Source organism: Bacillus sp. SIMBA_074, from assembly GCF_046534555.1.
Lineage (GTDB): Bacteria > Bacillota > Bacilli > Bacillales > Bacillaceae_G > Bacillus_A > Bacillus_A mycoides.
Genome location: NZ_JAWRYM010000014.1, coordinates 56,290 through 78,209 on the forward strand (window position 1 = coordinate 56,290; position 21,920 = coordinate 78,209).

Annotated in this window: 20 protein-coding genes and 3 pseudogenes; 9 read left to right on the forward strand and 14 right to left on the reverse strand. The window is 34.9% G+C overall.

The annotated features are described in order from the left end of the window. Nucleotides 1-268 precede the first annotated feature (268 nt). Nucleotides 269-1,012 (forward strand): class I SAM-dependent methyltransferase, encoded by a 744-nt coding sequence (locus SB773_RS16685; RefSeq protein WP_002066207.1) that lies wholly within the window; start codon nucleotides 269-271, stop codon nucleotides 1,010-1,012. Nucleotides 1,013-1,274: 262 nt separating this feature from the next. Here the strand turns inward: SB773_RS16685 and SB773_RS16690 are convergent, their stop codons facing one another. The 4 genes from SB773_RS16690 to SB773_RS16705 all read right to left on the reverse strand — a co-directional run bounded on the left by SB773_RS16690 (nucleotide 1,275) and on the right by SB773_RS16705 (nucleotide 4,735). After that, a complete protein-coding gene (locus SB773_RS16690) occupies nucleotides 1,275-2,234 on the reverse strand; it encodes an RtcB family protein (protein WP_410590963.1) in 960 nt (319 codons plus the stop codon). 282 nt (nucleotides 2,235-2,516) lie between these two features. Then, entirely contained in the window at nucleotides 2,517-2,735 is a 219-nt protein-coding gene (locus tag SB773_RS16695; protein ID WP_002110694.1) for an RtcB family protein, read from the reverse strand. A 225-nt stretch (nucleotides 2,736-2,960) separates the two neighbouring features. Further along, a complete protein-coding gene (locus SB773_RS16700; protein WP_410591050.1) occupies nucleotides 2,961-3,881 on the reverse strand; it encodes a class I SAM-dependent methyltransferase in 921 nt (306 codons plus the stop codon). A 143-nt stretch (nucleotides 3,882-4,024) separates the two neighbouring features. Then, nucleotides 4,025-4,735, reverse strand: a complete 711-nt coding sequence (locus SB773_RS16705; RefSeq protein ID WP_410590965.1) for a DsbA family oxidoreductase — start codon at nucleotides 4,733-4,735, stop codon at nucleotides 4,025-4,027. Nucleotides 4,736-5,172: 437 nt separating this feature from the next. Between SB773_RS16705 and SB773_RS16710 the strand changes: the two genes are divergently transcribed. Both SB773_RS16710 and SB773_RS16715 read left to right on the forward strand, forming a co-directional pair. Then, nucleotides 5,173-5,754, forward strand: a complete 582-nt coding sequence (locus tag SB773_RS16710; protein ID WP_410590967.1) for an AAA family ATPase — start codon at nucleotides 5,173-5,175, stop codon at nucleotides 5,752-5,754. A gap of 110 nt (nucleotides 5,755-5,864) precedes the next feature. Continuing rightward, nucleotides 5,865-7,019: an LPXTG cell wall anchor domain-containing protein gene (locus SB773_RS16715; protein ID WP_410590969.1), complete on the forward strand. Its 1,155-nt coding sequence runs from the start codon at nucleotides 5,865-5,867 to the stop codon at nucleotides 7,017-7,019. 72 nt (nucleotides 7,020-7,091) lie between these two features. Here the strand turns inward: SB773_RS16715 and SB773_RS16720 are convergent, their stop codons facing one another. Both SB773_RS16720 and SB773_RS16725 read right to left on the reverse strand, forming a co-directional pair. Then, the gene (locus SB773_RS16720; RefSeq protein WP_410590971.1) at nucleotides 7,092-7,763 is read right to left on the reverse strand and encodes an ABC transporter ATP-binding protein; all 672 of its coding nucleotides are present in this window, start codon (nucleotides 7,761-7,763) and stop codon (nucleotides 7,092-7,094) included. Further along, complete coding sequence (locus SB773_RS16725; protein WP_410590973.1) at nucleotides 7,763-8,827, reverse strand: ABC transporter permease; 1,065 nt, start codon at nucleotides 8,825-8,827, stop codon at nucleotides 7,763-7,765. The genes SB773_RS16720 and SB773_RS16725 overlap by 1 nt, the downstream gene beginning before the upstream one ends. Nucleotides 8,828-9,011: 184 nt before the next feature. On the opposite strand from SB773_RS16725, the pseudogene SB773_RS16730 reads away from it, so the two are divergent. Next, nucleotides 9,012-9,623: pseudogene (locus SB773_RS16730) on the forward strand (ArsR/SmtB family transcription factor); the annotation flags it as partial. A 295-nt stretch (nucleotides 9,624-9,918) separates the two neighbouring features. After that, nucleotides 9,919-11,178 (forward strand): MFS transporter, encoded by a 1,260-nt coding sequence (locus SB773_RS16735; protein ID WP_410590975.1) that lies wholly within the window; start codon nucleotides 9,919-9,921, stop codon nucleotides 11,176-11,178. Nucleotides 11,179-11,295: 117 nt separating this feature from the next. Here SB773_RS16735 and SB773_RS16740 read toward each other — a convergent pair whose 3' ends face one another. Then, a complete protein-coding gene (locus tag SB773_RS16740; protein WP_410590977.1) occupies nucleotides 11,296-11,766 on the reverse strand; it encodes a DinB family protein in 471 nt (156 codons plus the stop codon). Nucleotides 11,767-11,929: 163 nt separating this feature from the next. On the opposite strand from SB773_RS16740, the pseudogene SB773_RS16745 reads away from it, so the two are divergent. Then, nucleotides 11,930-12,064 (forward strand): annotated as a pseudogene (locus tag SB773_RS16745) (MFS transporter); the annotation flags it as partial. 318 nt (nucleotides 12,065-12,382) lie between these two features. Here SB773_RS16745 and SB773_RS16750 read toward each other — a convergent pair. The 4 genes from SB773_RS16750 to SB773_RS16765 form a co-directional block, all read right to left on the reverse strand. After that, on the reverse strand, nucleotides 12,383-12,886 hold the full coding sequence (locus SB773_RS16750) for a DinB family protein (RefSeq protein ID WP_000149531.1): 504 nt from the start codon (nucleotides 12,884-12,886) through the stop codon (nucleotides 12,383-12,385). 362 nt (nucleotides 12,887-13,248) lie between these two features. Next, nucleotides 13,249-14,625, reverse strand: a complete 1,377-nt coding sequence (locus SB773_RS16755; protein WP_410590979.1) for a sensor histidine kinase — start codon at nucleotides 14,623-14,625, stop codon at nucleotides 13,249-13,251. Between the two features lies 1 nt (nucleotide 14,626). Further along, nucleotides 14,627-15,304: a response regulator transcription factor gene (locus SB773_RS16760; RefSeq protein ID WP_201025605.1), complete on the reverse strand. Its 678-nt coding sequence runs from the start codon at nucleotides 15,302-15,304 to the stop codon at nucleotides 14,627-14,629. Between the two features lie 152 nt (nucleotides 15,305-15,456). Further along, the gene (locus SB773_RS16765; protein WP_000747488.1) at nucleotides 15,457-16,296 is read right to left on the reverse strand and encodes a YitT family protein; all 840 of its coding nucleotides are present in this window, start codon (nucleotides 16,294-16,296) and stop codon (nucleotides 15,457-15,459) included. Between the two features lie 402 nt (nucleotides 16,297-16,698). Here SB773_RS16765 and SB773_RS16770 point away from each other — a divergent pair. Further along, a pseudogene (locus tag SB773_RS16770) lies at nucleotides 16,699-17,691 on the forward strand (RNA-guided endonuclease TnpB family protein); the annotation flags it as partial. A gap of 560 nt (nucleotides 17,692-18,251) precedes the next feature. Here SB773_RS16770 and SB773_RS16775 read toward each other — a convergent pair. Then, nucleotides 18,252-18,521, reverse strand: coding sequence for a 2TM domain-containing protein (locus tag SB773_RS16775; protein WP_002084575.1), 270 nt, complete (start codon nucleotides 18,519-18,521; stop codon nucleotides 18,252-18,254). Nucleotides 18,522-18,736: 215 nt separating this feature from the next. Next, entirely contained in the window at nucleotides 18,737-19,378 is a 642-nt protein-coding gene (locus SB773_RS16780) for a hypothetical protein (protein WP_410590982.1), read from the reverse strand. A gap of 290 nt (nucleotides 19,379-19,668) precedes the next feature. Here SB773_RS16780 and SB773_RS16785 point away from each other — a divergent pair, with 290 nt between their 5' ends. Together SB773_RS16785 and SB773_RS16790 are read left to right on the forward strand one after the other, a co-directional pair. Then, complete coding sequence (locus tag SB773_RS16785; protein WP_410590984.1) at nucleotides 19,669-20,700, forward strand: S66 family peptidase; 1,032 nt, start codon at nucleotides 19,669-19,671, stop codon at nucleotides 20,698-20,700. A 212-nt stretch (nucleotides 20,701-20,912) separates the two neighbouring features. Further along, on the forward strand, nucleotides 20,913-21,308 hold the full coding sequence (locus SB773_RS16790; protein WP_410590986.1) for a DUF3224 domain-containing protein: 396 nt from the start codon (nucleotides 20,913-20,915) through the stop codon (nucleotides 21,306-21,308). A gap of 231 nt (nucleotides 21,309-21,539) precedes the next feature. Here the strand turns inward: SB773_RS16790 and SB773_RS16795 are convergent, their stop codons facing one another. Further along, nucleotides 21,540-21,917: a hotdog family protein gene (locus SB773_RS16795; protein ID WP_131245484.1), complete on the reverse strand. Its 378-nt coding sequence runs from the start codon at nucleotides 21,915-21,917 to the stop codon at nucleotides 21,540-21,542. Nucleotides 21,918-21,920: the final 3 nt, after the last annotated feature.

The following is a 21,920-nucleotide window of genomic DNA, read 5'->3' on the forward strand; positions in this document are numbered from 1 at the left end:
CGTTTCAATAACTTAATAAAAAATAAAAGGCTCTTTTCGTAAAGGTTGTTGCTTATAATTAAAATAAAGGTTAATTTTCTTAATACGGTATAGTATTTACAGCAGATTATTCAGCAAACGGGCAGGATTGTGAAAGTATTGAGTTCGAGATATCTTCCTAAAAACCATTACTATAATAAAAGGATGACAAAATTTTTATGGTTAGTATGATAATTTGGAAACAGAAGTCAGCTTAATCTATGAAAACCTTATCTGAGGAGTGATGTAAGTGAAACAAAATATTTACGATAATCCGAATTTCTTCAAAAACTACACAGCATTGCGTGAAAGTGGAATAAACGCTAATGACTTCATAGAACAGCCAGCAATCAAATCATTAATTCTGTGTTTGAAAGGAAAATCGGTATTAGACTTGGGTTGCGGTGATGGTCATTTTTCAAAGTATTGTATAGAAAATGGTGCAAAAAACGTAATAGGTGTAGACATATCCAAAAATATGATTGAACGTGCTAAAAAGTTAAATCAGGATGATAACATAGAATTTATGTGTCTTCCTATGGAGGATATGGGACTAACCAATCAAAAGTTCGACCTGATTATAAGTTCCCTCTCTATACATTACATTGAAGATTACTCGGCAATGATTCAAAAGATTAATGAACTATTAAAAAGCAGTGGTGAATTTATCTTTTCAACCGAACATCCAATAGCAACAGCTCGCAAAGGAAGCAACCATTGGATAAAAACTGAGGATGGTAATACATCACACTGGGCATTAGATAATTATCAAGAAGAAGGAATCCGAGTACACAACTGGTTTGTTGACGATAGTGTGGTTATTTATCATAGAACTGTTGCCACATTAATAAATACTTTGATTGAACACGGGCTTTCGCTGGATAAAATAATCGAACCACAATCAACTTTGGCAGGGATAGAGAAAATGCCAGATTTAATAAACGAATCGCGAAGTCCATCTTTTATTATAATCAAGTCAAAAAAAACAAAATAATATTTAAAAATATCTACCGCAATCTGGGAGCTTTTATTGAATTACGAAAACAGCCGTTTCACTAAGGAATGGCTGTTTTTTATACTTCACGCAGAAAATTCACAGTGATTTGATTACTGTAAGGATTAAAATAAAGGAAAATTATAGAAAGGATTAAAATGCTTTTACATTATTTTTCATAATCCTCCTACTCTACTCCCAATAGTAATATACTGACCACTTTCCAATACTATATTTCATTACAATACAGGTTACTCATCTTTTAATTAGCCTTAAAATTGTAAATTGGCTTAATAATATGTTTGATATCGATTGTTTCTTTTGTATTCTCAACAATTTCATCTATTGGCTTATATACCATTGGAGCTTCATCTAAAGTGCTTTCTGCAACAGATGTAGTCCAAACTGATTTCATTGTATTTTGAAAATCCTCTAAGTTAAGTAATTCTTTAGCCTTCTTACGGCTCATAATGCGCCCCGCTCCATGCGGTCCAGAAAAGTTCCAATCTGGATTTCCTTTACCAAATGCAATGATTGAACCGTCTCTCATATTAATTGGAATGATTACTCGTTCATCTTTCTGAGCTGAAATAGCCCCTTTTCGTAAAATCATGTTTTCCATATCGATGTAGTTATGAATTGTAGTGAATTGATCTTTTACTTCCCAATCCATTCTAGTGATGATTTCATCCATCATTGCTTTACGATTTAACTCCGCATATTTTTGAGCGATTTTCATATCATTCATGTAATCTTTAAAACCTTGACCTTCTAAATAAGCTAACTCTTTGCGAATCGTCGGTTTCTTAATCCCACGTATAGCTTCATGTATTTCTTGTTGTCTACCTTCTCTTGTTAAACGCTCAATAATCTCCTCTTTAATAGATTTAACGTTTATAAGTTGCTCATAAGCAAGGTTTTGATAATACTCTGCTATTTGTTTACCTAAATTACGAGAACCACTATGAATGACAATGAATACATTCCCTTTATCATCCTCATTCAGTTCGACAAAATGATTTCCACCACCAAGCGTACCAATACTCTTTTGAGCACGTTGTAATGTGAATAGAGCTCTTACACTAGCAAAATCAATCATTTTTGAAAATCGATGTTCCTTATCTCGAATACTAAAACCACTTGGGACAAATTTACGTATCGTTTCATCTAAGTGATCGAAGTTGATTTCTTCTTTCTTCTTATTAATCATAACAACTTCCATGCCACAACCAATATCGTACTTACCTCCCAGTTTCCTGAAAGAGTGGACTATACCTTCTCTACGGTCATCGAAATATGCAGTCTCTACCGTAGGCTCACCGTATTAATTATTCCTCTTCAATCCAAAATGGATGAGGAATAATTCTGTATCTTAGTCTGCTAACCTGATACAAGTCTCTGAACCATTCGATTATGTCACCATAACCACTGGCTGCTGATTGCCCTCGTCTTTTATCGTTAGGGTTCCCAGTCAATTGAGTGAGTAGTTTAAAGTCTGAGCCGATTAGTTAACCCCGACTAAATTAGGAACAATTTTATCTTGAATTGTCATTGTTGTCCCAATAGTACAACCTGCGCCCGCATGTGTATCTGGCATAATACGAATCTTACTATCCTTTACGAACTCTTGATTACAAAGATCAATAATTTGACCTGCTGCAGTTTCTTCTACATTAGTAGTAAACACTTTCGCTTCATTGTATTTCCCTTGTAATTTCAACATCTTCTAATTCCCCTTCCTTTATTTTCTAGAAAACAGTGCTTAATATATAATTGAATTATTGGAGCTTTAAGTGGTGATACAAATGACTAATACATTTAGATGAAATATAGATTTAAACCATGTAGCAATATACACACATCATTATACTTTCCATCACTACATCTGATTCCCTTGTTTTTCATAAAAAAAGAGACACAGAGATTTCTCCCCATGCCCACTAATTCTCTACTTCTTCACCGCATGAACATAATGCACCGTCTCAAAAGCTTCTAAATAATCGTTTCGTCCCTCAAAATATAATTTATGAATGTCCTCTGGTGATAAGTGCTCATAAATGAGTAAACCGGACTTCTCTAACAGTGCTTCCATTTCCGTATAAGAAAAACATGATTTCATCGGTTCTCCGCCTACCGCAGCCATTTTTACCATATTTTCAACTCGATTGGATAATCCTTTTTCAGTAAATAAGTTTTCATCAGGATAATCGAAAACGATAGAACTTCCTGCTGGAACCATTTCGAATACACATTCTATTAAACTGGAAAGTTCCTCTTTCGTTAAATAGTACGTAACACCTAAAAGGCTAAAGAAAGTCTTTTTATTTTCAAATCCTTCATTGCGTAACTGTTCATAGGAAAAGTCTTTCGTAAAATCCATGGAAACAAAATGAAGGTTATTTGGAATTTCAAGTTCTGCTTCTTTTACTCTTATCTTCTTAAACTGTTGCGTAGAAGGATGATCAACTTCAAATATTTCTATTTTATTTTCTAATTTTCGGTTTCTAAAACTAAACGTGTCTAAGCCTGCACCGAGTATGACGTATTGTTTTGCGCCTAGTGTAATTTCATGTAGTAATACTCTTTCACAATATGCCGCACGTGCTAAAGGTGTTGGTGATAACTGAACTTGCGTAATCCATTTTAATATTTCTTTTGGATTATCTTGAAACTGCACTGCAATATCTTTATTAAAAAAATGTATCCCTTGAACCATGTTCATTTCAATATTGTTACGCTCTTTTTGTGAAATTAAATCTTTAGCTACATAATCATCAAAGATTTTAGGACTATCAAACTCACTATGATACGCCCTCCCGAAAGCTGATACTAACGACGTTACACTTGCTTCACCTTGTTTCACGCACATACACTCCTTCATTTTCACAACAAAAATAGGGTTCCCCTGGCCAGGAGAACCCTATTATACAACTTATTTTTTAATTGGTAAATTATAGCACAAATAAGTTTTTTTGTCAAGTTATACGTCTTTCTAATCGCTCAAAATCGAAACTACTCGTTCTTGCAAACGCCATTCTTGCAAACTGGATCGGCTTCGGCTGAAGTAGTATTCAGCACGGCCAGTGACTGTGATTCGGCCCATGTTTTCTCAAGCGCTTCGAGAAATACATTCGCCGGCTGCGCGCCGGAAACAACATATTTGCGATCGATGACGTAAAATGGTACGCCACTTACACCCAAACGAACGCCCTCGAGATGATCCGCCCGCACTTCATCGGTGAACTGATCACTTGCCAGCATCTCCTCTGTAGCTTTCGGATCAATCCCTGCTTCAGCGGCAATCGCAATCAACGTTTCATGACGGCCAACATGCTTACATTCGGTAAAATAAACTTTGAACAACAGCTCGGCTACCTTATTGTTTTTGCCATGCTGCGCCGCAAAGTGAAGCAGGCGGTGAGCATCTAACGTATTTGTCAGCTGAAGCGTATCAAATCTTAGGTCCAATCCATCTACTTCAGCCTGTTTGGCAAGATTCTCGTGTATCTCCTTTGCCGCTTCCCGGCTCATTCCGGATCTGGCGGAAAGCACATCGTAAGCATCATACTCCGTATCTTTCTTCGCGTTTTCATTCAATTGAAAGCTTTTGTAAACAATTTGCACTTGATCTTTATGAGCAAATTTCTCAAGCCCTGCTTCGATGCGACGTTTCCCAATATAACAGAATGGACAAGCAATGTCTGACCACACTTCTACTTTCATTTAAAAACCCCCTTTATACTGCAACCACGTCTCAACTTGGTTGACTATATTATGCATAGTACAATAACCTCTTAAATAAAGTCAATTTAGTTGACTTTATTTAAGAGGTTATTGGGTTCTGGTGCAAATAATTAAAAAAGATATAAAAAGACGTAGATTTTTCGTTTCGCTATATTTTACATTTTTATCACTCGAACATTAGCTCTGCAATTGAATATAGGGCTGCTTTTTCATAAAAAACCTCCACATGTAGTATGTAAGGAGATTATCTCATGGTGTATTTACAAATTGTAGGTGGGGAATATTTGACGCTTACCTTTTAAACGATTTATATCGATACATTCCCTGTCATTTCAACAATTTGTTTGTTTTCTAGAAGGAAGATTTCACTTCACACAGAATATTCCTATTTAAAAATGGTAATGGAGGCTTCCCTCATGAAAAGATTAGTCATTATTACAGTAGGAAAAACGCACAGCGGAAAAACTATATTTGCAAGAACGCTAGAAAAAGAGTTACCTAACTCTTTTATTATGGATCAAGACAACCACGCTGAATTTATTAACACGTATTATGAAAAATTGCAGCCGACAGAAGGACGGAATACACTGAAGCATGGCCTTTCAAAATTCATTGTCGATTACGCTACAGAATACACAAATCTACACCTTATCATTTGCAACTCAAATAGAAGCCGAAATGGACGAATGTATTTGCTGAATGAATTGTTTAAGAAAGAGGAATATGTACGTGTATTAGTCCATTTTAACATTCCAGATCATGTTCTTTATGAAAGAGTGGCTCATAGTAAACGCAGTACAAATATATTTAGAGGTGACTATTCCAATTTTGAGGAAGTACTCGTTCGGCAACAAGCTGAATCACTGCATGAAGATGTAGTAGATCCTGTAGAAAATGAAGCTGATTATTTGTTTGTTATTCACGATAGTAAGGATGTGAACTCTACTATAGAAGCTATTGTTCATCTTGCTGAAGATTTGTCCCCTATCAAAAAATAAGAATTACATAATCATAGATTATTATGCAAATACTTCCTCTAAGCGCCGAACATGGTATATAATAATAAAATAATCTACTTCTATATGCTCAAGACTACACAAAACAGCTCATGCATATGAAAGAAAAGAGGTACAAAAATATGAAAACAAAACAAACAATCGCTGCGTCTACACTAGCTTTAGCAATGATTGCTGGTGCAAATTCGGCCCAAGCAGAAGTAAATGAGGCTACTTCCCAGCAAAGTACAGGAGATCGATTAGCTGAAATTAAGCAACATAAACAAGAGTTAGATGCGAAGTTGCAGCAGCACAAAGAAAATGTGGATCAAAAGTTGAATGAACTTAACCAAGTTAAGCAAACTGTCGATGAGAAAGCAAATGAAATTCAACAGCATAAACAAGTTGCTGATGAAAAAATCGCTGAAATTAAACAACATAAACAAGAGTTAGATGCAAAACTTCAGCAAGACAAACAAATCGCCGAAGAGAAAATCGCTGAAATTAAAGAGCATAAAAAACAAGTAGATGAGAAAGTTGCTGAAATTAAAGAGCATAAGAAAACTGTTGATGAAAAGGTTAATGAGATTAAAGATCATAAACAAACTGTCGATGAAAAAGTGAATGAAATTAAGCAGCATAAAGAAAACATCGATGCAAAGGTTAATGAACTTAAGGAAGTTAAAAAACAAGTAGATGAAAAATTAGCTGAGTTAAAGAAAGCGAAACAAACTGCTGAGGACAAACTTGCTGAAATTAAAGAAAATAAGCCTAATACTGGTAACACGTTAGAGGAACTTAAGAAAATTAAACAAAATTTAGATAGTCTTTCCTCTAACTTAGAACTAGCTAAACAAGATGTGAAAAACAAACTTGCTGAGTTACAAGAAGCTAGACAGGACTTAATAAATAAATTGAACGAAATCAAACAAGCGAAACAAACTGTTTCAGACGATTTAACAAAGAAAAAACAAGACTTAGATATTAAAATAAACGATTTTAAACATACTGAGAAAAAAATTGACGACAAATTAGCTGAGTTGCATACAACGAAGCAAAATGTAGATAACAAAATCAATGAAGTATCACAACCTAAACAAACGACAGTGGATAATAACAATACTACTGTTCCAGCGAAAAACAATGCCAGAGAACTTCCTAACGCTGGTAGTGAGCAGTCAAGTAACGTGCCACTCGGAATGTTATCAATTATAGGTGGACTTTTATTATTATCGCGCAACAAAATTAAAATGCTTTTCTCAAAATAATGCTATTATAACTATCTTAATATATTCTATAAAAAGGACAACCGCACATATATGTACGGTTGTCTTTTTTCTTTATATTAACTTCCCATCTCTAAGCGTCAATATACGATCACATACATCAAGCATTCTTTCATCATGTGTAATCATAATTGCTGCTTTTTGACTTTCTTTCACTTCACGTTTCATCATTTCAACGACTTCACGAGCACGCTTTGAGTCCAAGCTTGCAGTTGGTTCATCAGCTAATATTAAATCTGGGTTGTTCATGAAAGCACGCGTGATTGCCACCCTTTGTTTTTCCCCACCAGATAGTTGATTTGGATAATGATTTTTTCTTTCTCCTAATCCAAATGCTGCTAATAAGTGATCCGCACGCTTTTCAGATTCTTGTTTGTTTTCTTTTTTTAGCTTTGCAATGTAAAGCAATTGTTCTTTTACATTTAAGTATGGAACAAGATTTGCGAATTGGAAAATGAAACCGATTTTTTTCAAACGAATGTCTGTCATTTCCTTTTCTGATAACTTCGTAATATTTTGTTCACGAATGTAAATATCCCCTTTTGACGGTGATAGTAAAGCACCCGCGATTGATAATAACGTACTTTTCCCTGATCCAGAAGGACCAACGATTCCAATAAATTCTCCGGCTTTCACATCAAGCGACATCGGATGAAGGGCTGTTACTTCTGTATTCCCTTCTCCGTACACTTTACTTACTTTGTCTAATTTTAATAATGAAGTCATTACATCCCGCCTCCAATTGCTTCTAATGCATCAACTTTTAATACTTGATATAACGAAATAAGTGTTCCTAAAATACTAATTACGATAAAGATTGCGGCATATTGTGCAATCATCGGTGTAGTTAATAAGAACGGCATACCCGCTGGTAAAATCTGTTCTAATCCTTGTACAAGAACAATACTGATTATCATCGCCACGACTGATAAGAATAACGCCTGCACGACTAAGCTATTTGCTAAATAAGAATTTTTCGTACCGATTGCTTTTAATACACCTAATTGCTGTGTTTTTTGTAATGTAATTACGTAGAAGAATACACCGATTAGTAACGCAGCGATAACAAGTAAGAACGCAATGATCATCGTTAATGTTCCTTGCTCTTCTTTAAATCCTGGAATACTTTGTAATACTTCTTTTTTGTCGATAACATGTGCATTTTTAATTTCTTTATCTGTATTAAGTGCAATTGCACTATAATCTTTTTGGTTTGGTTGTGAAATAGCGCCCCATACGTCTTCATTTACATAAACGACTGGTGTATGGCTAAACATTTGGTCTTTCGTAAATCCAACGATTTTAAATTCTTTCTTTGAAACAGGATCGATAATTGTATCCCCAATATCGACTCCTTTTTCTTTAATTGATTCGTCAGCAACCATTTCATTGTTTGCTGTACCTAATTTCTCACCTTCTACAATTTTCGGTTCTAAAAATGAATCACGTTCACTTGAGAAAATAGCGATATCAACTTTTTTCGAACTATCTTTCTTTTCATAAGTTGAAATTTTCACACGAAACGGAACGGCCTCTTTCTCGCCTGCTTGATTTACTACGTTATCTGCATCTTCTTTCTTAATTTGTGAACGAAGTAATTTATTTTCCGCATCATCGGCTAAAACGAACTTATTTGCCTCCATATTTTGAATCGATGAAGCATTATCATATGATAATCCATTTGCTAATCCTGAAATGACAAGGACTAAAAATGATAATAACACCATAATAAGTCCGATTAATCCGTATCTTAATTTTGATTGTTTTAATTCACGCAGAGCTAAAAACATTTCGCTCGCTCCTTCCTCTTTCTTTCTATGCACTTATCATAAAAAAGAAATATGAACGGAATATGAACAGAAGATTACAGAAGAAAAATTAAATTTTCAGAAAGTATTGAAAATAATTAAAATCCTTGATACAATTCAGTCAAATATTCTTGACCGAGTAATTTCATTTAAGGAGTTGATTATCTTGAAGCCCATGTTAACACTCACTACTTATAGCCAATTAAAAGCAATAAGCGATCCACTACGTGTCGAAATGATGATGCGTCTATGCGAACGTCCTTATACAGGACAACTACTATCTGAGAAATTCGGCATTCCAAGGGCTAAAATTCATTATCATTTAAAAGAATTAGAAAAGAATGGTTTTATAGAAATTGTTTATACAGAAGAAAAGAATGGCATCATTCAAAAGTTTTATCAATCTGTCGCTAAAGGCTTCACCCCTGCCGCAGATCTATTACCTCATTTAGAAATATTAAGCGAATCAGGTCGCCAAATATTTTTACAAATGACGGAAAGAACGAAAAGCCATATTCTCGCTGCACCAGAAGAAGCTTTTACATTACGAAAAGTAAGCGAAAACCCAGCTGAGTGGAATTACGTTTCATCTTGCTGGGAGTTTGATGCTACGCCAGAACAATTTCAAGTGTGGGTGAAAAAGTTTCATGAATTAATGGCTGAATTAAATGATATCGCAAAAGATGCGGATAAAGATCCAAATAGTAAATCTTATTACATTTCTACTACTGCACTACAAATCGACGAGCGAGCAATGCAGCGCTTTGTTAAAGACGAGCGAGCAATGCAGCGCTTTGTTAAAGACGAGCGAGCAATGCAGCGCTTTGTTAAAAAAGAAAAAAAATCGTAATTCGATTTTTTTTACATAAAGTGAAACTTTAATCAGTGGGGGGGTTTTGTTCATCCCCCACTGATTATTAGTTGAACCAATCGGGCTTTTACGGGCAGTTGATCCCCCACCTAACTTCTTTGCTTCCGCTGAATTTTGAGATGGGGGTCTTACTGCCCGTTAATGCGGGATAAACGGGCAAATTTATTTTACCGAATAAATTTATTATAAAGGAGTAGATTAAATGGACATATTAAAAAACCGGAATTTCCTCTTATTATTTTTAGGGAGAATTTTTACAAACATAGGAGATAGTTTGTATTATGTAGCAGCGATGTGGCTCGTATATGAACTTAGTGGTAATCCTTTTTATTCTGGATTGGCTGGTTTCCTTACATTATTACCTTCTGCATTACAATTTCTTACTGGTCCATTCGTGGATAGATGGTCAATCAAAAACACCCTCGTCATTACACAAATTTTGCAATGCATTCTTATTTTAATCATTCCCATTACACACTACTTCGACCTACTAACAGTCCAACTACTACTCATCATCATGCCCATCGTAGCCTTTATCGAACAATTCGCCTATCCCGCACAATCGAAAGCTTTACCACTTCTACTGAATAAAACACAATTATTAAAAGGAAACTCACTCTTCTCAGTTGCGTATCAAGGCATCGATTTAATTTGTACGACTCTTTCTGGCATATTAGTAGCACTACTTGGCGCAATCACTTTATATGTAATCGACTCCTTTACATTCGCGATTACTGCCCTTTTGTTCTTTTCATTGAAAATGCCACAGCAAGCAGAAACCAATACATCACTTTCAACTAAACAATATTTCTCTGATTTAAAAGAAGGTTTTTCCATCGTCTTTCGTTCATTAATGGGCGTATTCTTAATCGGTTCAGTTGTCGCTAATTTTTCTATCGGTATGACGATGGCAATACTCCCTTCTTTCGCTGATTCTTTAGGAGGGGTGAAATTATATGGCTTCTTTTTAGCCGCTATATCAGCCGGTAGTTTAATTGGAGCATTATTCAGTTCATGGGTTGGTAAACGTAATGTTGGCCGTGTCTCCATTATTAGCTTTGCGGCTGGCGCTTTCTTTTGGTTTCTTTCTACGATTGTACCGTTTCAATGGCTATCTATTTTCTTATTCGGCCTAGCTTGGATTCCAATTGGTGCCACCAACATATTATTTGCGACAATTAGTCAAATTGTAATTCCAAATCAATATATTGGACGCATCAATTCAGTCATGCGAAGTATGGGCACAATTGCTATGCCGTTCGGTTCTTTAATTGGTGGATACACCGCAAATGTATTTAGTAGCCAACTCATTTTCGCGCTCGCTAGCATCGGTATTTTATTTATTTCTCTCGTATGGCTACTTCATCCGAAATTACGGGCTTTGCCGAAAGCTGATGAAATTACAGCGGATACTTTTGAAGTTCGGTTTAAAGTAGAGCGCGGGAAAGGTGCGACTTTATAGCAGGAACAAATTTAACCCCGTTCTAAATTTGGGACGGGGTTATAATTATAGTTATTTAATTTTGAATGTAAAATACCTCACTAAAAATATAACAATAGCACCAACTAAAACGTTCAATTATCGATTTGATGGCCATGCCCCCTGCATTTTCCTTAATTGAATAATTTGACCTGTATGATAAGCATCATGAAGCATAATGTCTAGTAATTTACCCTCAAGTGAACTTTGCTCAAGTTCTTTTTCGGAAATTGCACTCAATACCTGTCTTAAATTACGTTGAGCATTTTCAGAACGTTCAACGACCTCCTTCCATTCCTTATCACCATTTGATTGCTCGGTAAGATAAAAGGTTTCATCACCGTCGAGATTATGTATCCATTCACGGTCTTCCAAGTTTGCAGCAAGTCTCTCTTTGTAATAAATGAGATGATTAACGTTCTCCCAAATGGTTTTAGTTGCCTCTCCATATGGTTTCCAGATAGCCTGTTCGGCTGTAAGTCCTTCTATAGCATGTTTAAACGGTGCATACCAACTCTCTTTATCGAATGTTGAATCTAGTACGTTTAATAACAAGTCAATTCGTTTCAAAGTAAATTCCTCCCTACACGGTTCAAGTTTTAATACAATCCTTATAACTCTGTAGAGATTCTACATTTTCAAATAAACTCCCTGCTAATCTTATGCCACAAATTGGTCCCATTATGGCATAGTAGGACTCACATTTTTTAAATAATTTTTTCATTTACGAAACATCGAGGTTTTATTCAGTTCTCTCGAATGAATACTTCACCCGAAATTACGGTCATTATCGAAAGCTGATGAAATTACAGCGGATACTTTTGGAGCTCGGTTTAAAGTAGAGCGCGGGAAAGGTGCGGCTTTATAGCAGAAAGAAAACATTATCTAATCCTTAATGTTTAAAGATAATAAAGTTATTTGATTTTATAAGTTCAAACAAGTATAACCCCGTTCTAAATATAGGACGGGGTTAAAAATATAGTTATTTCATTTTGTATGTAAGATACTTCACTTCACTAAAAAATATAACAATAAAGTTGTTTGAAAATCTAAGTTTTATTCAACAATAGCGCCCAATTGTGGAAAATCAAGATGATGATTTTGACTGTTTCCTTTTCTTTTTGACTAACGTACTAGTTTGAAAACAAAACCATTTAAAGAAGATTGACACTTGAGTAACTCTGTTTTATTTTGAATATAGGTAAAGTCCAAAATCTTGCATAACGGAGGTTTGCCCCATTTGCCGCAACATGGTAGCTATATTGCCACGGTGATAAGAACCATGGGTGACAACGTGAAGTACTGATTCAGAAATAGAAGTTTCAAGCACCCCAGCATATGGGTTATTCACCACTATCACCTTATCAATATCTTCTTGACTGTTTAAAAGGGCTTTGTTTCGTTCGGATAAGTCTTGAAATATTTTTTTCATTTCCTCAATATTTTTCGTTTCCACCTGTTCTCTCAATTGGTTTGTAGACACCATTGCTTCATTCATACTTTTACCTAAGATAATGTCAAACCATGCGTAATCTGTAAGATAAATGTGCGACAACACCTTTGATACCGAAGAAAAACCACTCTGAATTTCCTTATGATAAATGTCCTGTGGTAGTTCTTTTAAACGATCAATTATCACTCCATTTGCCCATACGTGGTATTTGTACATTATTAATGCGGGGTGTGTCATCTTAAAGTCCCTCATTTCTAATAGTTTTTTCGTATTGAAACAATTGATGCCTAGATAAATAATTTATCTATAAATTCTGTTGTTCAATTTATTTATTATTCCATTTTATTTATAATATTCCTTCCTAAACTAATCTGACTTGTTACCATAAGTACATTCCTTCACAACCCCTATTTATTCACATGGATATCCAAATTAATCACAAATTGTTATTCAAGAATATGGCCCAATTGTGGAATAGAATGACTCGCATTTTTTCAAACAACTTTTTGTCACTTTACACATGAGCGAAAATATATCAGCGATCTCCCGAAACAAAATGACAAAAAAGAAGAGGCAGTTTCAAAAACAACCTCTTCCATCTATTTCGGAAGCTCCACCTGAACAGTAGTCCCTTCCCCTTTCGTACTATACACTGAAACGTTTCCTTTATGCAGTTCCACAATCTTTTGCACAATCGATAATCCTAAACCGCTACCTTCTACGTTTCTTGCCCTTGCCGTATCTACTTTGTAGAAACGATCAAATATACGATCCATTTCTTCTTTTTCCATACCAATTCCATTGTCTGATATAGAGATCATAATGCTCGACTCTAATTCTTCTACAACAAATTCAATCGTTCCAGCATCGTTTGAAAACTTAATACTATTCGTAAAAATATTGCTCCATACTTGATGAAGTAAGTTTTCATCACCTTGTATTGTAATGTCCGGCACATCAAATTCAACGGCGATATCTTTTTCACGCCATTTCCATTCGAGCATAAAAATGACGTCTTTAATTTGCTTCTGCAGATTAAATTCTTTTATTTGCAACACTTTCTCTTCTTTATCTAATGAAGCGAGCGTTAGTAACTGTTTACATAAACTAGACATTCGCTTACTTTCGCCCTCAATAATTTTCAAGTAACGTTTTCTTTCCTCTTCGCTCATATTCTCCGATTGTAATGTTTTCGAAAACCCTTGTATCGAAGAAAGTGGCGATTGAAATTCATGAGAAACGTTAGAAACGAACTCTTGTCTCATTTGGTCTAATTCTTTAATGCTCTTTGTCATCTTTTGAAAATTAGTCGCTAGTGTACCGATTTCATCTTTTCGATTTTCATCTAATTCGATATCATATTCACCACTTGCAATTTTTTGAGTCGCTTTCGTAAATGTTCGAATAGGACGAACGATATAACCTGCTGCAATCGCTATAAAAATAATACTTAATACAACGATGAAACCAAGTAACACCGCTAGAAAAATCCTCATCTCACCAAATTGTTGCTGAATGTCAGGACGAATAAATAAAGCGTATTGTGTATCACCATGTTTTAACGGGACACCTACACTATTAATTAATTCATTATCGAAAAATCCTGTAATAAACAGGCGGGTTGGATATGTGGAAACACCATTATACGTTTCACCTTGCAGTACTTTATGAACTGTAGCATCACTAATTGTTATCTTACGAAACGCATTCCCGATACGCTTTCCATTCTTTTGGTCATCTACAATATAAATTTCATATCCTAATTTTGCAATAGACTGTAAGTATGCCTCTTTATTCTCTTCACTTTGCTTTTCATATAATGATTTTACTTCCTCAGCATACATCAAAATCTTTTCACTATTGTACGGTTTTAACTTCACCTGGTAGTACACATTCGTTAATAAAAAACCGATAATACTACTCAGTAGCATAATACCAATCGTCATAAAAACAAATCTAGAATACAATGATTTCATCTTACTTCAACTCCAACTTATAACCGAGTCCGCGCACTGTTGTAATTTGAAAATCATCTGTTCGTTTTGAGAAACGATCTCTAAGTCGCTTCACATGAACGTCAACTGTTCGTTCATCCCCTTCAAAGTCCATTCCCCACACTAACTCAATTAATTCTTCTCTTGAAAATGTTCTTCCAGGATAACTAGCAAGTTGTGATAATAATTCAAATTCCTTTAATGGAAGCAAAATCGTCTGACCGTTACACTTTACTTCAACGCCTTTACGATCAATTGTTGTTCCGTGTAGCGTAATTATGTCAGCGCTAAGCATTTGATAACGGCGCAATAAAGCTTTCATACGGAATATCACTTCAGCTGGCTCAAACGGTTTTACAATATAATCGTCCGTACCAGAAATAAATCCTTTTTCTTTATCCACTAACTGATCTTTTGCAGTTAATAAAATAACAGGTATATCATGATACTTCCGAATTTCTTCACATAACGTATAGCCATCAACAAACGGCATCATAATATCCACTATCGCAAGGTGAATATTTTCTTTCTCTAATATGCCTTGAGCTACTTTTCCATCTTCAGCCTCAAAAACTTTAAACCCCTCTTTTTGTAAATGGTAATGTAATAACTCTCTAATATGCTTATCATCATCAGCTAATAAAATATGTATCATCTTCATTAAACCCTCTCTTGTTCATCCTTCTACATCCTTACATTAAGAAACAATTGGATTTTTTGCAAGAAAAAGAAAAAGAATCTATTTTGAAAAAAGACTATTCAAAATAGATTCTTACGTTTTAGTATTTAGATTATTTTAATGAAAAACAATTTTTAAGCCTTAGAAATATCAACAAATCCTTCTCCGAACACATCACGAACATCGTGTATAGCGATGAACGCAGCCGGATCTGTAGTTTGAACAATCCTCTTTAGCTTCACTACTTCTTGCTTATTAATAACAACATAAAGAATTTCCTTCGGCGTTTTCGTGTAATAACCATGACCTGAGTACACCGTAACCCCTCTGCCCATTAAGGTAGTCACCTTCCCAGCAATTTCATTCGGGTTATCAGAAATAATCGTAATAGCCTTCTTCGGATTTAAACCTTCAATTACAAATTCCATCACTTTCGTTGCTACATATAGCATAATAATTGTTATCATCAGTTTTTCTGCACCAATGATGAAATAAGATGAAAACGCAACGATTAAATCGAAGAACAGTAGACCATAGCTAATGCTCCAGCCTAAATATTTATGCGTCATCCTTGCTAAGATGGTAGTACCTGCTGTTGTTCCGCCAACGCGAATAATAAGACCAATCCCGCATCCAATAAATATTCCTCCGAAAATGGCATTTACGAGCATTTCATCCGAAGCGATCGTCCAGCCTTCTGTCAAATGAAGAAATAGTGAGTTTGTAACTACAGCAATGATTGTATAAATTGTTGTAATCTTATTTAAAAATTTATAACCGGCTATTAACAAAATCGCATTTAAAATTAAGTTAACTAAGCCCGGTGACCACTCAAATAAATAGTACGTAATAATCGTGATACCCGTTACCCCACCCTCACCAAACTCGTTCGGGATAACAAACAAATTGACACCTAACGCAAAAAGAAATGCACCAATAATAATAAAAATAATGTCTGTCGTTCTTTTTTTCATACAGTACCTCACTTCTTATGTAAATATTTATTCTGCCATAAACTCTCACCATTATATCGTGGAATATTCAAATCGAACAGTGGTTTATTTTTATTTTAATATAGGGTAATAAATCAACTTCATCCTATATCCACATGTAATTTAAAAAGGGTAACAACTTTATTTATCCTTTTCGGCAAGAAGACTCCATCTGAATTGTGTTAGGGGTGAAACCCAACAATTCAGGTGGGGATGAATTGCCGTCAGAAGGTAGACTGAACTCTTTTGTTTCGTTCATAACAATTTTTGGTTACGAACATTTGTTTTTTGTTTTACGATATAATCTGCCCTTAGATAAGGAGGGAATATATCGTAAGACAACGAAATTGGATAATAATCATTCGGTCACTTGAGCCAAAAGGAATTACTGTAGAAGAATGGAATTACGATGAAGAACATGTTCATATTTTGTTCCGTTTCGTTCCAAATATTGATTTGTCAAAAATAATTTTAATGAACTCTCTAAGAAAGGTGGTGAAAACGATGGTTAAAAAGAAAGCAGTGAAAGTATTACGTAAACAAAAGAAAAGAGAAAACATGCAACGATTCACGCAGAAACAGAATATCGGACGAGCTTGCCTTACGGCTAAAGAATTCCGCTTACTGCAACGCATGTCACATAGTTCAAAAGCGTTGCGAAATGTTGGATTGTACACGATTAAACAAAGTTATTTGAACCATAATAAAATGGCTACTGTAAAAGAAGTGGACACTGCCATGCAAACCGATAGGAACTACTGGGGCATTCAATCCAACTCTGTTCAAGCGATTCGTAGAGCCTTATTTACAGAAGTGAAGAGCTTTTTTAAAGCATTGGAACAGTGGAAGAAAAAACCTGACACCTTCACAGGTCGTCCAAAGTTTCCGAATTATTCTCGTTCAACTGACAAACGAATTATTGAAATCTATCAAGTTCCAAAAGTGGATGATAACGGGTATTGGATCATTCCGATGAACGTTGCATTCAGAAAAAAATTCGGTTCCATAAAAATACGTATGCCTAAAAATTTAATAAATAAACAAATCTCCTACATTGAAATTGTACCGAAGCAAAAAGGTCGGTTCTTTGAGGTGCATTACACATATGAAATGCACCTTTCTCAAATGAAGAAACAATCCACGACTACTAGTAACGCTTTGAGTTGCGATTTAGGGGTAGACAGATTATTAAGTTGCGTAACAAATACAGGTGATGCATTTTTAATTGATGGAAAAAAACTAAAATCCATTAACCAGTACTTCAACAAAATGATAGGTAATCTGAAGCAAAAAAATGTGGAAAACGGACTTTCAAAACGTGTTGTAACGAACAAAATGGCCGCACTTTGGCATAAACGAGAACGACAAATAAATGGTTGCCAGTACCAACCAAAAACATACTTGGGGTGTTACCATAAGGTGGCATGAGTGCTAGAGCGTCAAACTATCTAGCGATAGATGAAAAGACCTAGTGTTCTAACTCAAGCCCCCACTGAAACGCTTCATCTCAGTGGGGGTAGTTGACTATGTACTACAAATAAAGTTTTGATTTCACATGCAATTGACGCTTAAAAATGAATATGAATACTCCCTCGCACAAACTTCGAATACAAAGCAAATAGGCGAAGCTATAGAATAAACTTCGCATCAAGCATGTGATCACAGAGATTTATATGTCATTTTATCCCCGCTTATACCTCGGCATTGATTACTATTTCAATTTGTAGATTTCTATTACTATCATCACTAATTCCAACTGATATCCTCCTAAGTGGATTCTACCTTCCGTCTCCCCACACTTATTAATGTAGCTTCGAAAGAAAGTTTCATCAAAATGGATTCTTCTCCAGCAAATTTAAGTTTAGTTTTTATAAACATGCTATGTTCTAAAAGATACTTGCTATTGTATTTTATATTCATACATTGCAGAAAAAGATTTACTTATCTTTCTCCATATATTCTTTAATCTTTCGTTCTTCCCACTCTTTTCCGAATATCCCAAATGGAAAAGTTGTCAAACCGTGTATAACGATACCGATTCCCCAACCTCCAAGTGGATATAAAAACCATAATTTACTTGAATCAGAGCTTACATTTATAAAAAAAAGCATCAAATTAACTAGTATATAGACCGTTAAATGAATGTAAAACGCTTTTAAATTCTCCATCCTTTTTTTAGCTCGTAAATAAACCTCATCTCGCTCCACCCTTAAACACCTCTTTCATTATTGTATTTTTTAAACTCGCTCCGATTTAAACATCATATTCTAATCGAAAATCCCTTATTCTCAAAAATTTACAAAATAAAAAATACCCATCAAATTTTCATACACATGATAATTTGATGGGTACTGCGTGATACATTTAGTTTTTACATTTATTGTTTTGAGTAAATTGCAAATAACGACTTATACTCGCCTAATTAAGACCAGATCCATACATCATCATTATTTTGAGTATTGCTCTTTACTTCATGAACTTTTTCGATATGATCCGTTGTGTTGTAGTTAATAGAAATTCCGCCCCAGCCTACATACTTCATATCAATTTTTACTTTCTCACCTGTATTAAATACTTGTCCCTTCGTTAAGAAAACATCAATAATATCTTTTTTCCCGTTTAGCGATGGATACTCAACTACGACATATTTAGTAGAACTATCTCCCTCATCTTCCATCGTTCCTATTTTTGATACTTCCCCAATTACATAATCAGGAGAACCGTCTTCTTTCATGTGCATACCTAATTTATTTGACGTATTTTCAACTGTATTTGCAATCATATATTCCGTAAAATTACGCATCATAGATCCAGTAGCTGTTACTTCATCCCCTACTTTCACATTTGAAAATGAATCAATATACACACTAACAGGTTCCTCATATTGCTTAGATTTTACAACAATTACACCGTTATCCACTTCTACTACTCGCCCTTCTAACGTCGAGAAATTTGATTCAATAGAAGCGGCACTCGCTTTTGATAGTTCTAATCCTGGTAAATTCGTTCCTGATAATACTGCGATCCCTAAAGCACCTGCTAAAATTAATTTTTTCATACCCATATGTAACCTCTCCATTCATGATGATTATATTTTTTGATTGGATACGACCGACCTGTAACCATTATAGTTACAGGTTATAAAAAATAGCAACCATCTTTCTCATGCAATGTTGCATACTGTAATTTTCAAATATAAATCGATTATTCCTATATTCAACACGAGTGCTAAATTCTTGAATACCAGCAGGTAAACGGATTGATAACGAAGAAATTAATGTGATGCATCATATTTTTTCAATGCTACAGTTTGTATAATCGTAGTCCATTACATTATGTAGGAGCGGAGTTAAAATGTTAATAAAACCAAAGAGATTACAGGCAGGAGATATTGTGGCAACAGTAAGTCCTTCATGGGGAGGCGCAGGTGATTCTGACATAAGATGGCGATATGAGCAAGGAGTAAAGAGATTAGAAGAAGTTTTCGGTCTTACGGTTATCCCAATGCCAAATAGTTTAAAAGGTAGCGAATTCATTTATAACAACCCACAGGCTCGTGCGGAAGATTTAATGACAGCTTTTAAAGATACGCGCGTGAAAGCAATTATTGCAAATATTGGCGGTGAAGATAGCATTCGCTTACTTCCCTATATAGATTTTAATGTGATACGTGAAAACCCGAAAATTTTTATGGGATACTCTGACGTTACTATTTCACATTTATTTTGCCATAAAGCAGGGCTTTCCTCTTTATACGGTCCAGCAATTTTGACCGACTTTGCCGAAAATGTAGAGATGGATCGATATACAGTTGAAATGGTAAATCGAACTCTCTTTTCCAATGAAACGATTGGCGAGATTCAACCAGCTCATGAATGGACGAGTGAGCGTTTAGAATGGATAGAGGTAAATAAAGATACAAGGCGTACGATGCAACAAAACAATGGCTATGAACTACTTCAAGGCTCTACTACCGTACAAGGACGCTTAATTGGTGGTTGTATAGAAGTATTGGAATTTGCAAAAGGAACGGAGCTTTGGCCTGAGAAAAAATATTGGGAGAATCGTATCCTTTTCTTTGAAACTTCTGAAGACCATCCAGAACCAAGCTATATAAAGTATTGGTTACGAAATTATGCAGCACAAGGCATTCTGCAAAAAGCAAGGGGCATCATTTTTGGTAAACCAAAAGACGAAATGTATTATGAAGAATATAAACACGAAATACTGCAAGTAATGAAAGAACATAATTTAGAAGATTTACCGATTCTTTATAATTTAAATTTTGGCCATACCGAGCCTAAGTTTATTTTACCTTACGGTGCGATGGCAGAAATTGATTGTGAAAATGGGTCTTTCTCTATTTTAGAGAGTGGCGTGGAATAAAGGAAAACTTTAAATAAGTATAGCCATTTTCCTGATCCTACAGAAAAAATAGCGTGTTTTTTCATTTTAGAGAGTATTTTATTTTGGTTAGCTTGATAGCGACATGAAAGGACCCCAATAAATAAAATCACTCTTATGAGATATGACTGTGAATTGATACTTTTTAAATGATATGGAGATTACTTATCTAATGATAAAGGGGGATTACGTTTATGGAAGTAACATTAACAGTAAGTAAATGGGATGAAAAACTAATCGATGATACTAGAAAAGATTTCCCTATTAATATTGCCCATGTTGAATATGATATTGATGGTGAATTAAAAGGAAAAGCTTTTGTTGAATACTTATTATATTATTTAGACTCAAATATAAATGATGGTCACTTGGCTACTGCTAAAATTTCTAGATTTTTACACTTTGAAGGAATTTATAAGGGGCAACAAGGGACATTTACAGCTATAGAGCAAGGAATATTTGATAAAGGAAATTTAGATTCCCCAGGAACAATTATTAAAGCTACCGGTAACTTAGAAAATCTGAGAGGGTCCTATAATTATCAGTTTACAGGTCAAACTAGTAAACTGATTTTAGAGTTTGAATTTTAGCAAAGTATCCTATAAATTAGTGGAAAGGACATTTCTTGTAATACTGGGAATGTCCTTTTTGTTGACGAGCTTATTCAACTATTCTTTTATTAGTTAAGAAAAGAACAGAGTATGTTACATAACGTCTTATTATCAGTATTCAGCAATGCATAAAATTTTCGTTATGGTGGAATTAAAAATCTAAGCCCGAGAGGCATGTGCCCCCCACCTATTCATTACTTTTCCTACTAACTAAAGAATAATCCCCGAAAAACTCCCCTTCATAACTTCTTTTTCAAGTTGATTTCTACATATAAACATCGCAATAATTTTTGTGCGATGTTTTTCATCGGGTTCAAATTGTTCAATAGTTACATCACAACGAATGGTATCACCGCTAAAGACAGGACGTACAAATTCAAAATCCATTTTGCGAGCTAGTACGTTATAGTCACCGCCAATTTTTGTAGGCAGCGTTGATGTTAACAGCCCTTGTACAACAAATCTCCCCTGCTCATCTGGTGTAACATGATGAACACCTTCATCTTTAGATACTTCTGTAAATAAAACAACATCTTCTTTTGTAAACGTTCGTTCAAAGGTGATTTTTTCGCCTACTTGCAATTTCATCGA